At 58.2% G+C, this 13,250-nt stretch carries 10 protein-coding genes; 9 read left to right on the plus strand and 1 reads right to left on the minus strand.

Annotated elements, in window-relative coordinates:
* Positions 1–16 precede the first annotated feature (16 nt).
* On the plus strand, positions 17–2,413 hold the full coding sequence (locus AC2FD9_RS06385; protein ID WP_496755001.1) for an ATP-dependent helicase: 2,397 nt from the start codon (positions 17–19) through the stop codon (positions 2,411–2,413).
* A gap of 408 nt (positions 2,414–2,821) precedes the next feature.
* Here the strand turns inward: AC2FD9_RS06385 and AC2FD9_RS06390 are convergent, their stop codons facing one another.
* A complete protein-coding gene (locus AC2FD9_RS06390) occupies positions 2,822–3,046 on the minus strand; it encodes a DUF1127 domain-containing protein (RefSeq protein WP_058279568.1) in 225 nt (74 codons plus the stop codon).
* A gap of 907 nt (positions 3,047–3,953) precedes the next feature.
* Here AC2FD9_RS06390 and mraZ point away from each other — a divergent pair.
* The 8 genes from mraZ to murD all read left to right on the plus strand — a co-directional run bounded on the left by mraZ (position 3,954) and on the right by murD (position 13,167).
* Positions 3,954–4,457, plus strand: coding sequence for a division/cell wall cluster transcriptional repressor MraZ (mraZ, locus tag AC2FD9_RS06395; protein WP_082637227.1), 504 nt, complete (start codon positions 3,954–3,956; stop codon positions 4,455–4,457).
* Between the two features lie 4 nt (positions 4,458–4,461).
* Positions 4,462–5,454: a 16S rRNA (cytosine(1402)-N(4))-methyltransferase RsmH gene (rsmH, locus tag AC2FD9_RS06400; protein ID WP_496835947.1), complete on the plus strand. Its 993-nt coding sequence runs from the start codon at positions 4,462–4,464 to the stop codon at positions 5,452–5,454.
* Positions 5,451–5,819, plus strand: a complete 369-nt coding sequence (ftsL, locus tag AC2FD9_RS06405) for a cell division protein FtsL (protein WP_058274326.1) — start codon at positions 5,451–5,453, stop codon at positions 5,817–5,819. The genes rsmH and ftsL overlap by 4 nt, the downstream gene beginning before the upstream one ends.
* Positions 5,816–7,603, plus strand: coding sequence for a peptidoglycan D,D-transpeptidase FtsI family protein (locus AC2FD9_RS06410; RefSeq protein WP_496835949.1), 1,788 nt, complete (start codon positions 5,816–5,818; stop codon positions 7,601–7,603). The genes ftsL and AC2FD9_RS06410 overlap by 4 nt, the downstream gene beginning before the upstream one ends.
* Positions 7,604–7,624: 21 nt before the next feature.
* A complete protein-coding gene (locus tag AC2FD9_RS06415; RefSeq protein WP_496835951.1) occupies positions 7,625–9,106 on the plus strand; it encodes a UDP-N-acetylmuramoyl-L-alanyl-D-glutamate--2,6-diaminopimelate ligase in 1,482 nt (493 codons plus the stop codon).
* Positions 9,103–10,494: a UDP-N-acetylmuramoyl-tripeptide--D-alanyl-D-alanine ligase gene (locus tag AC2FD9_RS06420; RefSeq protein WP_496760807.1), complete on the plus strand. Its 1,392-nt coding sequence runs from the start codon at positions 9,103–9,105 to the stop codon at positions 10,492–10,494. Before AC2FD9_RS06415 ends, AC2FD9_RS06420 begins: the two co-directional genes overlap by 4 nt.
* A gap of 39 nt (positions 10,495–10,533) precedes the next feature.
* On the plus strand, positions 10,534–11,616 hold the full coding sequence (gene mraY, locus AC2FD9_RS06425; protein ID WP_058274330.1) for a phospho-N-acetylmuramoyl-pentapeptide-transferase: 1,083 nt from the start codon (positions 10,534–10,536) through the stop codon (positions 11,614–11,616).
* A gap of 150 nt (positions 11,617–11,766) precedes the next feature.
* Positions 11,767–13,167, plus strand: a complete 1,401-nt coding sequence (gene murD / locus AC2FD9_RS06430; RefSeq protein WP_496835954.1) for a UDP-N-acetylmuramoyl-L-alanine--D-glutamate ligase — start codon at positions 11,767–11,769, stop codon at positions 13,165–13,167.
* Positions 13,168–13,250: the final 83 nt, after the last annotated feature.

The raw sequence follows: 13,250 nt of genomic DNA on the forward strand, positions 1-13,250 counted from the left end.
AGCGTAGTTTGGCAAGATGAGCAGTTTCGACGAAATGGACGCCTTTGAGGGCGCATCCCTGTCCGCGCGCGCCATGGCCGCGCGCCCTATGCCTTATCTGGACGAGCTGAACCCGGCGCAACGTGACGCGGTCGAGCGACTGGATGGGCCTGTCCTGATGCTGGCAGGCGCAGGTACGGGCAAAACCAAGGCACTGACCGCGCGTATCGCGCATCTGCTTAGTATTGGGCGTGCGCGCCCGAACGAGATCTTGTCGGTGACATTCACCAACAAGGCCGCGCGCGAGATGAAGAACCGCGTGGGCCGTTTGTTGGGGCAACCAGCCGAGGGGATGCCTTGGCTGGGCACGTTCCACTCGATCTGCGTCAAGCTGCTGCGGCGGCACGCGGAACTGGTCGATCTGAAATCAAATTTCACCATTCTGGATACGGATGATCAGTTGCGGCTGCTCAAACAGCTGATTCAAGCGGCTAATATTGATGACAAACGCTGGCCTGCGCGCATGTTGGCCGGCATCATTGATGACTGGAAGAACCGCGCCCTGACGCCCGACAAAGTGCCGGCAGCCGATGCGGGGGCTTATAACCACAAAGGTCTCGAGATCTACGCGCAGTACCAAACTCGTCTGCGAGAGCTGAACGCGGTGGATTTTGGCGACCTACTGTTGCACATGGTCACGATCTTCCAGACTCATCAGGATGTATTGGAGCAATACCAACGCTGGTTCCGCTACATTCTCGTGGACGAATACCAGGATACCAACGTCGCCCAATATCTGTGGTTGCGGCTGCTGGCTGGGGCGCACAAGAACATTTGTTGCGTAGGGGACGACGATCAGTCAATTTATGGCTGGCGCGGGGCCGAAGTGGGCAACATCCTGCGGTTTGAAAAGGACTTCCCTGGCGCTTATGTCGTGCGGTTAGAGCAAAACTATCGCTCGACCCCCCATATCTTGGCAGCAGCGTCCAATGTCATCCGTGGCAATGAAAGTCGGCTGGGCAAGGAATTGTGGACCGATGCGCAGGACGGCGAAAAGGTTCGCCTGATCGGTCATTGGGATGGCGAGGAAGAGGCGCGCTGGATCGGTGAAGAGATCGACGCGATGCAGGGGGGAACGCGTGGTGCGCGGCCCTTCAATCTGGACGAAATTGCGATCCTCGTGCGGGCCAGCCATCAGATGCGCGCGTTTGAGGACCGTTTTCTGACCATCGGTCTGCCCTACAAGGTCATAGGCGGCCCGCGATTCTATGAGCGGATGGAGATCCGTGACGCGATGGCCTATTTCCGGCTGGTGGTCAGCCCCGGCGACGATCTGGCCTTCGAGCGGATCGTGAATACCCCGAAACGCGGGCTTGGTGACAAGGCGCAGCAGACGATTCAGATGACGGCGCGGGAAAATGGCGTGTCGCTGGTCGATGGGGCGCGGATTGCTGTCGACAATGGGCTGATCAAAGGCAAAGGCGGCAAAGCACTGCGCGAGCTTATCGACGGGTTGGCGCGTTGGAACGCGATGACGCGCGGGCCCAAGATCGAAGTCGACGATGATTCTGTGATTGATGACGGCACAGCTCCGATGCGGTTTGGTGAGCCAGAGGTGTCACATATTGAGTTGGCGCAGATCATCCTGGACGAATCCGGCTATACGGCCCACTGGCAGAACGAGAAAACGCCTGAGGCTCCGGGGCGGTTGGAAAACCTCAAGGAATTGGTCAACCAACTGGATAATTTCGAGAATCTGCAAGGGTTTTTGGAACATGTCAGCCTGGTGATGGACAACGAGAAGGAATCGGACGGGGCAAAAGTCTCGATCATGACCCTGCACGCGGCAAAGGGGCTGGAGTTCCCGGCCGTGTTCCTGCCGGGGTGGGAGGACGGGTTGTTCCCGTCGCAAAGGTCGATGGACGAATCCGGGATCAAGGGACTCGAGGAAGAACGGCGATTGGCCTATGTCGGCATCACACGCGCGGAAGAGATCTGTACGATTTCTTTTGCGGCCAATCGTCGGGTGTTTGGTCAATGGCAAAACGCGATGCCGTCGCGGTTCATTGACGAGTTGCCTGAAGATCATGTCGAAGTTCTGACGCCGCCGGGGCTGTATGGGGGTGGTCAGCCGACTGCCGGTATCGAAACCCGTGCGGCCGAGGCCAATGTCTATAACTCCCCCGGTTGGCGGCGATTGCAGGCCCGGCAGGGGCAGTATGGAATGTCCCAACCCCGCGAAAGCCGCAATACGGTGATTGACGCGACTGCGGTCGCCAGTTTCACCCTTGGCGAGCGCGTGTTTCATCAGAAATTCGGTTATGGCGCGGTGATCGGCATCGAAGGCGACAAGGTCGAGGTCGATTTCGAAAAAGCTGGATTGAAAAAAGTGGTTTCCCGCTTTCTGTCCGCCAAGGATGATGTGCCGTTTTAAGCAAACGGAATTTGCCTGACGGCACATGCTCGATCTTTTTGAAAAGCGCCCGGTTTCGACCGCGGCGCTTTTTTCTTGTCTGCAGAAACAAAAACGGCGGTTCCCAGGGAGGAGGAGAGGGAACCGCCGTTCTTTTCAACATCAGGGCAGGGAGGAGGAGAGCCCCGATGTATCCGAACCCGGGTTTGATCCCGGTATGAGGAAGACGCGGCGACGTCAGGGAGGAGGAGAGACGTCGCCGCGCGCTTTCAACACCGGGAAAGGGAGGAGGAGTACCCGGTGTGTCACGTTCCGGCGTTCAAGGCCGGTATTAAGGGCGGCGACATCAGGGAGGAGGAGAGATGTCGCCGCTGAAATACAGGTCCAAAAGGGAGGAGGAAGGACCTGATCTCGATGTTTCTGTGTCGCTTAACGCGCGACGTGCTCTTCGGCCGCTTGCTGAGCCAGGCGGCGGATCATTGAGCGGTGAAGCCCCAGATCAGCCAGTTCGCGGTTCGACAGATCAGACAGTTCGTGAACTGTCTGGCGATAGACGCGATATCGGGTGAACCGGGTCTTTGCCGCCTCGAACAGCGAAGCCAGGCTAACTGCCGGTGCGCCTTTGAGCGCGGTGTTCTGTGTTGCTACAGCCATTTGCTTTACTCGATGTATTCGTTGTTGCCGGTGTTGTCCGGCGCTTGCTTGAGATTGAAAATAATCAAATGCTGCGATTGCACAATACCCGACAACGTCAATGCTGCTATGCAGCAAATGCATAGATATCAACCGGTTGCCAGTGTGGGTTTGGCCGAGCCAATAAAATAAGGCCTTCAGTGAGTGTTTCCCCTAGGGAAGGTCTCAACAAGGTTTTCTGAATTTTCGTGTCTGCGCGTCTTTTGAGCGTAGTTTGTCAATTCTTGTGCGCTTTGTGTATTGGACGGGCCAGGCGCGCGGCGGCTGACATGATGATTTCTGATCGTGGGAATTCATGGGCGTCAGCTGGGGCGGCGCAGAATCCACATGTGGCTGAGGTTAAAAATTGGGATGATTCGTTAACCCAGTGGCCCATTTTCGCTATGCTCATCATAAAATATCACCTCTGGGAGGATTTTCTGGGAAATTATGGGAATATTTGGGGTGGCTCCGAAATTGGCCTATTTAGTATACTGATAACATAAATTACCTACAATTGGTGTCTGCAGGGTGATTTTCTTTCCCGGTTGCGTTGGCTAAACTGTGATTCTGAACATAGGGTCGGCAAATTTTCTGTTGATTTCCATGAATTCCCATGTCATCCCTAGTTCATCCGATGAGGACGAGGCACATGGGGCGCCAAACGACCCCGAACCAATAAAAACAGGTTTCATACAGGCATCTCGCTTTCATCAATCAAGAGATCCGGCGCGCGGGCGAGCAGACATCCCCCCAGGTGGCGCGCGCAGCTGGACATCCCGCACAGCGGGTCAATGCGGCGGGTTGATCAGTGGCAGCAGATCAACCCGCCGTTTTTCATCTGGGGGAGTGAATTTTAAGTGGGGCGCAAGCGGAAGGGACAGTCGTCTTGGCGCGCAGGTTTAGAGGTGAAAGCCACCACAAGGTGGATACGAAGGGCAGGGTGTCGATCCCGGCCTCGTTTCGCCGTGTGCTTGAATCCTCTGACCCGAACTGGCAGCCCGGCGACACTCCTGAGCTTGTAATTGTCTACGGCGACCACCGACGCAAATTCTTGGAATGCTATACTATGCAGGCGATCGAAGAGGTCGATGCCAAGATCGATGCGCTGCCGCGCGGGTCGATGCAGCGGAAGATGTTGCAGCGCATGTTCCACGGTCAATCTTTCCCGACCACAGTGGATGAAACCGGCCGTCTGGTGCTGCCGGCCAAGCTGCGCAACAAGATCAATCTTGAAGGTGAGGCATTCTTTATCGCCGCGGGTGACACGTTCCAGATTTGGAAGCCTGAAACTTACGATTCCGAAGAATTGGCTGCGGCCGAAGAGTGGTTGGACGAACAGCCCGAGGACTTTGATCCTTTGGAGTTCCTTGACGGCACCGGGGATGCGTAACGGCATGGCCGGCGCTAACACCCCTTCTGATAAACCTCATATTCCCGTTCTGCTGCGTCCATTGCTGGCTGCTGTTGCGCCCGTGTCGGGCGTCTGGCTGGATGGAACGTTTGGCGCAGGCGGATATACAAGGGGCCTGCTGGACGCTGGCGCAGATAAGGTCATCGGCGTGGACCGTGATCCATTGGCCTTTGAAATGGCGGCGGATTGGGTCGGAGATTATGGCGACCGGCTTGTGATGCAGCCGGGTGTATTCTCGCGCATGGACGAATACGCACAGGATCTGGATGGTGTCGTTCTGGATCTGGGTGTGTCGTCGATGCAGCTCGACCTGGCGGAACGCGGATTTTCTTTCATGAAGGACGGCCCGCTCGACATGCGTATGAGTCAGGAGGGCGAAAGCGCGGCAGATTTGGTCAATACTGCGACCGAGGAACAACTGGCTGATATCCTGTATCATTATGGCGAAGAGCGTGCCAGCCGCCGCATTGCCAAAGCCATCGCCAAAGCGCGTGCGGAAGAGCCGATAACAACAACTCTGCGCCTGGTTCAGATCATCGAATCCTGTTTGCCGCGTCCCAAGCCGGGGCAGTCCCACCCTGCAACGCGCAGTTTTCAGGGCCTGCGGATCGCAGTGAATGCTGAATATGAAGAGCTGTATCAGGGCCTTATGGCTGCTGAGCGCGCTTTGAAGCCGGGCGGGCAACTGGCAGTCGTGACGTTCCATTCCATCGAAGACCGGATGGTCAAACGGTTCTTTCAGTCCCGTGCGGGCAAAACGGGCCGGGCCAATCGCTATGCGCCCGAGATTGAGCAGGAGCTGCCGCAGTTCACGGTTAAGACTCGTAAGGCCGTGGGGCCGGATGATCAGGAGCTGCAGGAAAATCCGCGTTCACGCTCGGCAAAGCTGCGTGTTGCAATTCGAACGGATGCGCCGTCCGGGGAAATTGATGCCCGCGCCGTTGGCATGCCGCAACTAGGGGGAAGAGCAAAATGAAGAGTGTTTTGTATGTGTTGACTGCTCTGTCCGTGTTTGGACTGGCGCTGTGGGCGTATCAGGAAAACTATCGCACGCAGCAGGTGGTGAAGGAAACGCAGAAGCTGCAGCGCGAAATTGGTATGGCGCAGGTGAAGCTGGCGGTTTTAAACGCCGAATGGGCTTATCTGAACCGCCCCGATAGGTTGCGTGAGCTTGCAGATCTAAACTTTGAACGGCTGGGCCTTTTGCCCCTGCGGGCTGAGCAATTCGGTCGCGCCGATCAGATTGCCTATGCGGAAGATCCTGACCTGCCGATCGTCGACCCGATCGAGCTGCAGGCCATCACGAATATTCAGGCGCTGGGTGAGGTGCAGATTCCATGACCCGCACGCCGCTGCGCCCTCTCGCCCGAATCCTTGACGCGCGCTCGCGGGGCGAGAATCCCAAAGCCATTGAGCGCGAAAACATCCGCAAGCGTCACGAAGACATGAAAGACCGCAGCCGCACCCGTGCTGAGGGCCGCTTGCTGGTGCTGGGTCTGTTCTTTTTCTGTGCCTTTTCAGTCGTGGGCGTCCGGATGGGCATGTTGGCCACATCCGAAGCGCAGGAGCCTGTGGCTTCGGCCCCTGGTGCAGCCATTGCGATGCAGCGGGCCAACATCGTAGACCGGGAAGGGCGCATTCTTGCGACCAATCTGGACACTTATTCGGTATATGCGCAGCCGCCGCTGATGATCGACCCGATTGCCGCAGCTGATCAGCTTGTGGCGATTTTCCCAGATCTGGAAAAAGAACGCCTGGTCAAGGACTTCACCGGCAATCGCAAATTCCTGTGGATCAAAAAGCGTATCTCGCCCGAGCAGAAACAAGCCGTGCACGATATCGGTGATCCTGGCATCCTGTTCGGCCCGCGTGAGATGCGGTTGTACCCGAATGGCCGTCTGGCGGCGCATATCCTTGGCGGGTCAAGCTTTGGGCGCGAAGGCGTCAGCGCTGCTGAAGTGATCGGTGTGGCCGGTGTTGAAAAGCAATTCGACGACTACCTGCGTGACCCCGCGAATGGGACTAAGCCGCTGCAACTTTCATTGGACCTGACGGTTCAAGCCGCCGTTGAGCAGGTGCTATATGGCGGCATGAAGATCATGAACGCCAAGGGTGCGTCGGCGGTTCTGATGAACGCGCATACGGGCGAGGTGATCTCGGCGGCCTCGTTGCCGTCATTTGACCCCAATGACCGTCCGCGCCCGCCGACCTCGGGGTTCGATCCATCAGATAGCCCGCTGTTCAATCGCTATGTTCAGGGCGTTTACGAACTGGGGTCCGTGTTTAAGATATTCACCGCTGCGCAAGCGGTTCAGCTGGGTTTGGTGAATTCAAATACGATCATCGATACCTCAGGGCCAATGAAGATCGGCCGTTTCCCGATTGGTGAATTCAACGGCAAGAACTATGGCAAGATCAGCGTAGCCGATGTGATCGTCCACAGTTCAAACCGGGGCACCGGGCGACTGGCGCTACAGATCGGCGCGCAGCGCCAGCAGAATTTTCTGGAATCGCTTGGTATGTTCGATCCCACCCCGTTCGAAATCGTCGAGGCTAAGGGCGGTGAGCCGCTGAAGCCCAAAAAGTGGGGTGAACTGAGTACAGTGACCATCTCATATGGTCATGGTCTGTCGACCAGCCCCATGCACCTGGCGGCGGGTTACGCGGCGATTGCCAATGGCGGGCACTATGTAAGCCCGACGATCCTGCGCAAAAATGGGCCACAATACGGTCCTCGGGTGATGTCTGATAACGCGGCAAACCAGGCGCAGAACATGTTGCGCCGGGTGGTAACAGATGGCACCGCCAGTTTTGGCGATGTGGCAGGCTATGATGTGGCCGGTAAGACCGGCACCGCGGATAAGCCCAAGCCGCGTGGTGGTTATTACGACGACAAGGTGATTGCGACCTTTGCGACGTTCTTTCCCGCCTACGACCCAAAATACGTCCTGATCGTAACGTTGGACGAACCATCCATCCTTGCTTATGGCGAAAAGCGCCGTACGGCAGGCTGGACAGCGGTTCCTGTGGCCGCAGAATTGATCGGGCGCATCGCACCGTTGCTGGGCCTGCGTCCTCGGGTTGAGCCTGAGGCCGGCGCTGCTATAACGCTGACCTCAAATTAGGCTGTCCAAACGAGGTGGGTCATGGGCGCAAGGACAAAGAAACTCAGCCAACTGGCCCTGACCGCCCGAGGTGGCATCAATCCTGATATCACAGGGCTGGCGGTCGACAGCCGCGAAGTCAAAGACGGTTTCCTCTTTGCGGCACTTCCCGGTACACGTGTTCATGGCGGTGAGTTCATTCAATACGCTTTGCGTATGGGGGCCGCAGCCATCCTGACGGATGCTGAAGGGGCAGAGATCGCAGCCGAGGAACTGGCGGCATCAGATGCGGCGCTGATCGTGCTCGAGGACCCGCGTCAGGCGCTGGCCGGGTGCGCTGCACTGTGGTTCGGAGCGCAGCCTAAGACCATCGTTGCGGTTACTGGCACCAATGGCAAAACCTCGGTCGCGACATTTGTTCGCCAGATATGGACCGAACTTGGTCACGCCGCGGTCAACCTCGGGACCACAGGGGTCGAGGGGGCGTGGACCGCACCACTAGCCCATACAACGCCCGAACCAATCACTTTGCATCGTTGCCTGTATCAGGCTGCAGAGAACGGAGTGACTCATGCTGCGATGGAGGCATCCTCGCACGGGTTGGAACAGCGCCGCTTGGACGGGGTACAGCTGGCTGCGGCGGGGTTTTCGAACTTTACTCAGGACCATCTGGACTACCACGAAACGTTCGAGGCGTATTTCCAAGCCAAAGCAGGTCTGTTTGATCGGGTTCTGCCGCAAGACGGCACTGTTGTCGTCAACATGAGCGATCCCAAGGGGGCTCAGATCCTCCGAATTGCCAAAGACCGGGGGCAGAAGATTCTGACCGTTGGGCTTGGGGAAGCAGACCTGTGCCTGATGAATCAGCGGTTTGACGCAACAGGTCAGGACCTGCGGTTTTCTTGGCAGGGCAAGATTTTCCAAACCCGTTTGAATCTTATCGGCGGTTTTCAGGCCGAAAATATCTTGTTGGCCTGCGGTCTGGTTATTGCTGCAGGGGAAGAGCCTGAACACGTGTTCGAAACCCTGCCGCATCTCACGACGGTTCGTGGACGAATGCAGCTGGCCGCGACGCGCGAGAATGGGGCAGCGGTGTTTGTGGATTACGCTCATACACCTGACGCAGTGGCGACCGCACTCAAGGCATTGCGCCCGCATGTGATGGGCCGCCTGATCGCTATTGTCGGCGCGGGCGGTGATCGCGACGCGACCAAGCGCCCGCTGATGGGGCAAGCCGCCGCCAACCACGCAGATGTTGTTTTCGTCACCGACGACAACCCGCGCAGCGAAGATCCGGCCACCATACGCGCCGCCGTGATGGACGGGGCTCCAGAGGCCACCGAGGTCGGCGATCGGGCCGAGGCCATCTTGCGCGGGATAGACGCGCTGCAACCCGGCGATGCGCTTTTGATTGCGGGCAAGGGGCATGAAACCGGCCAGATCGTTGGCGATCAGGTTCTGCCATTTGATGATGTCGAACAGGCCAGCATCAGTGTGGCCGCACTGGACGGGAGGGTGGCATGACATTGTGGGCTGCAGCCGAGGCCGCCGAGGCAACCGGTGGACGCGTCACTTCGGATTGGGCGGTCAATGGTGTGTCGATCGACACGCGCACCATCCAGCCCGGCGATCTTTTCGTCGCACTCACAGCTGCGCGGGATGGGCATGAATTCGTAGCGCAGGCTTTGGAAAAAGGCGCTGGGGCGGCCTTGGTGTCGCGTATTCCTGAGGGCGTAACCGAAGATGCGCCCTTGCTGATCGTCGAAGACGTGCAGTTGGGGCTTGAGGCGCTGGGGTGCACGGGTCGTAACCGCTGCAATGCGCGGGTGCTCGGGGTGACCGGGAGTGTCGGCAAGACATCGACCAAGGAAATGCTGGCCACGATTATGGAAACGCAGGGAAAAACTCATGCCAGCGTTGCCAGCTACAACAATCATTGGGGCGTGCCGCTTACCTTGGCGCGGATGCCGCGTGACACAGAATTCGCGGTGATCGAAATCGGTATGAACCACCCCGGAGAGATTTCTCCGCTGGCGCAGCAAGCCCGCCCGCATGTGGCGCTGGTCACGACCGTGGCGGCAGTGCACCTAGAAGCTTTTGAGTCGGTGGCCGGTATTGCGCATGAAAAGGCGGCAATTTTTGACGGCCTGATCGAGGGCGGCGCGGCCATCCTGAACGCGGATATCGAGCACGCGGACATCCTGCGCGACTGTGCGCGGGACTTGGGCGCGAAAACGGTGGATTTCGGCCGCAATGGCACCGACTACACATTGACCGATGTAACCCAAGAGACTGACTCGGTTCATGCAAAGGCAACAGTCGCAGGGCGCCCGATTGCGTTTGACGTGCAGTCAGCGGGCACGCATTTCGCCATGAACGCGCTGGGGGCATTGGCTGCCTGTGTCGAATTGGGCGTCGATCTGGATCAGGCGATTGCAGGTCTCGGCGGATGGTCGCCGGTCAAGGGTCGCGGGGTGCGCGAACAGATCGCGTTGACCGACGGTGGCCGGATCGAACTGCTGGATGACAGCTATAACGCTAACCCGACGTCGATGGAGGCCGCACTGGATGTTTTGGCCGCGGCGCAAGGGCATCGTCGTATCGCTTTTCTTGGGGATATGAAGGAGTTGGGGCCGGAAGAAACTGCTATGCATGCGGCGATGGCGGATGTTTCGGCTATGCAGCGCGTGGACAAAGTACATTGCGTCGGCCCGCTGATGAAGGCGCTGTACGATGCACTTCCGGCGGATAAACGCGGGCTTTGGTTCGAGACCAGCTCCGAGATGGCGGTTCAACTGCCCGAGCTTGTTCAGGCCGGTGATACTGTGTTGGCCAAGGGATCGCTGAGCATGGCATTGGCGCAGATTGTTGACGGTTTGCGTAAAATGGGGCAAGGGGGCGCGCTTGATTGATGATCGCGCCCGCCACCTCAGTGTGAGAAAGGTTTTGAAATGCTCTATTGGTTGACCGCCCTGTCGGACGGAGGGGATTTTTTCAACCTCTTCCGCTATATCACGTTCCGCGCAGGCGGCGCCTTTTTGACCGCGCTGATTTTCGGTTTTCTCTTCGGCAAACCGCTGATCAACGTGCTGCGCAAAAAGCAGGGCAAGGGCCAGCCGATCCGGGATGATGGGCCCGAAGGGCATTTTTCGAAGGCGGGCACACCGACGATGGGCGGGCTGCTGATCGTGGGCGCGCTGATGACATCGACATTGATCTGGGCACGGTGGGACAATCCCTATGTCTGGATGGTTCTGTTTGTAACGCTGGCCTATGCGGCGATCGGGTTTGCTGATGACTATGCGAAGGTGTCGAAACAGAACACCAAGGGCGTTTCGGGTAAAATGCGTATGGCACTGGGGGTTATCATCGCAGTTCTGGCCTCGGCCTGGGCTACGCTGCACCATCCCGAGGCCCTTCAGAACCAGCTGGCGCTGCCCATTTTCAAGGATACACTGATCAATCTGGGCATGTTCTACATACCCTTCTCGATCGTAGTGATCGTAGGTGCAGCCAACGCTGTGAACCTGACCGATGGTCTGGATGGTCTGGCCATCATGCCGGCGATGATTGCGGCTTCGACGCTGGGAGTGATTGCCTATGCCGTTGGACGGGTCGACTTTACCGAATACCTGGATGTCCATTACGTGCCCGGAACAGGTGAGATTTTCGTCTTTACCTCGGCCCTGTTCGGTGCCGGTCTTGGCTTCCTTTGGTACAACGCGCCACCAGCTGCGGTGTTCATGGGCGACACCGGATCGCTGGCTCTGGGCGGTGCATTGGGTGCCATCGCGGTAGCCACCAAGCACGAACTGGTTTTGGCGATTGTAGGTGGTTTGTTCGTGGTCGAAGCGCTGAGCGTGATCATCCAAGTGCTGTATTTCAAACGTACTGGACGTCGGGTGTTCCTGATGGCGCCGATCCATCACCATTACGAGAAAAAGGGCTGGGCAGAGCCGACGATCGTGATCCGGTTCTGGATCATCTCGCTAATCCTGGCAATGATCGGTCTGGCAACGCTGAAAGTCCGGTAACGCTCCCGTCAGGTTCGGCGGACCTGCGGTCCACCTGTCACCTGTTGGGCCCGGCTCGCGCTGAAGCGCGAGCCTTTTGCCACCCTTGCCATCGGTGATTTCTTCGGTGCAGTGTGGCGGCCAAATTTAAGTCAATAAAAGGTAGGCAGTATGATCCCGGTCAAAGGGTTTTCAGGGCAGAAGGTTGCGGTTCTGGGGCTTGGCCGGTCGGGGCTGGCCACGGCGCGTGCCCTGCAGGCAGGTAAAGCTGAGCCTGTGTGTTGGGATGACAACCCTGCCGCCCGGGAAGTGGCTGAGGCTGAAGGGTTCGTCTGTGCCGATCTGCGCCGTCATGGAGCGTTTGACGATATCGCCACGCTGATCGTTTCGCCCGGTATTCCTCATCTCTATCCTGACCCCAATCCAATTGTGGCTGCGGCGCTTGAGGCCGGTGTCCCGGTCGATAACGACATCGGGCTGTTTTTCCGATCCTTTGCAGGGCCTGAGTGGAACAATTATGACTCTCCGCCGCGTGTGATCGCGGTGACCGGGTCGAACGGGAAATCGACCACCGCGGCTTTGATCCACCATATCCTGACCGAAGCCGGGCGCGAGGCACAGCTGGCGGGTAATATCGGTCGTGGCGTGCTGGATATTGATCCGGGTGGTGACGGTTCGGTCGTTGTGCTGGAGCTGTCCAGCTATCAAACAGAACTGGCCCGGGCCCTGACCCCGGACGTGGCCGTTTTCACCAACCTGTCGCCCGACCATCTTGACCGCCACGGCGGGATGGGGGGCTATTTTGCCGCCAAGCGTCGGTTGTTCGCCGAAGGAGGCCCGGACCGCGCCGTGATTGGCATTGACGAGAAAGAGGGCGCGTTTTTGGCCGGTCAACTGGCAGAGGGCCGCGCAGACGATCGGGTTATCCGGGTGTCGGTTGCGCGCAAACTGACGGGACCCGGATGGCAGGTGTTTGCGCGTAAAGGGTTCTTGTCGGAATACCGTAAGGGACGGCAAGCAGGTTCGATTGACCTGCGCGGAATCACGGGCCTTCCCGGCGCGCATAACCACCAAAACGCCTGTTCAGCTTATGCCGCCTGTCGCGCGCTTGGGCTGGCACCGCGCGTAATCGAAGACGCGCTGCACAGCTATCCGGGCCTGCCGCATCGCAGTCAGATCATCGCCGAGGTAGGCGGTATTACTTATGTGAATGACTCAAAAGCCACCAATGTGGACAGCGCTCTCAAGGCGTTGAGCGCATTCAGGAAGGTCCGCTGGGTCTGTGGGGGGCTTGAGAAGGAAGGCGGTGTCGCCGCTCTGAACGCAGCCGCAGACCAGGTGGTCAAAGCTTATGTCATTGGTCGCGAGGCCGCGAGTTTCGCCATGCAACTTAAGGCTGATGCGCTGGTTTGCACCACCATGTCCGAGGCTGTTGAGCAAGCCATGAAGGATGCCCAACCCGGCGAGACAGTCCTGCTTGCGCCAGCCGCGGCCAGTTTCGACCAATACGACAATTTCGAGCAGCGCGGAGAGGACTTTGTAGCGGAAGTCAGGCAACGGCTTCCGGAATAGCCATTTGCAATAGACCGCCGGTTGGGCCAAGCTGCGATGCTATCAGCTTGACGCGCCATCATTATTGGTTTTGCTTGCCTGCA

It is taken from the genome of Ruegeria sp. YTSC230 (assembly GCF_059609665.1).

Excerpts from the sequence above, each read along its gene's own strand:
- AC2FD9_RS06385 (WP_496755001.1), top strand. The coding sequence starts at position 17 with ATGAGCAGTTTCGACGAAATGGACGCCTTTGAGGGCGCATCCCTGTCC.
- AC2FD9_RS06390 (WP_058279568.1), bottom strand. The coding sequence starts at position 3,046 with ATGGCTGTAGCAACACAGAACACCGCGCTCAAAGGCGCACCGGCAGTT.
- rsmH (WP_496835947.1), top strand. The coding sequence starts at position 4,462 with ATGGCCGGCGCTAACACCCCTTCTGATAAACCTCATATTCCCGTTCTG.
- ftsL (WP_058274326.1), top strand. The coding sequence starts at position 5,451 with ATGAAGAGTGTTTTGTATGTGTTGACTGCTCTGTCCGTGTTTGGACTG.
- AC2FD9_RS06410 (WP_496835949.1), top strand. The coding sequence starts at position 5,816 with ATGACCCGCACGCCGCTGCGCCCTCTCGCCCGAATCCTTGACGCGCGC.
- AC2FD9_RS06415 (WP_496835951.1), top strand. The coding sequence starts at position 7,625 with ATGGGCGCAAGGACAAAGAAACTCAGCCAACTGGCCCTGACCGCCCGA.
- AC2FD9_RS06420 (WP_496760807.1), top strand. The coding sequence starts at position 9,103 with ATGACATTGTGGGCTGCAGCCGAGGCCGCCGAGGCAACCGGTGGACGC.
- mraY (WP_058274330.1), top strand. The coding sequence starts at position 10,534 with ATGCTCTATTGGTTGACCGCCCTGTCGGACGGAGGGGATTTTTTCAAC.
- murD (WP_496835954.1), top strand. The coding sequence starts at position 11,767 with ATGATCCCGGTCAAAGGGTTTTCAGGGCAGAAGGTTGCGGTTCTGGGG.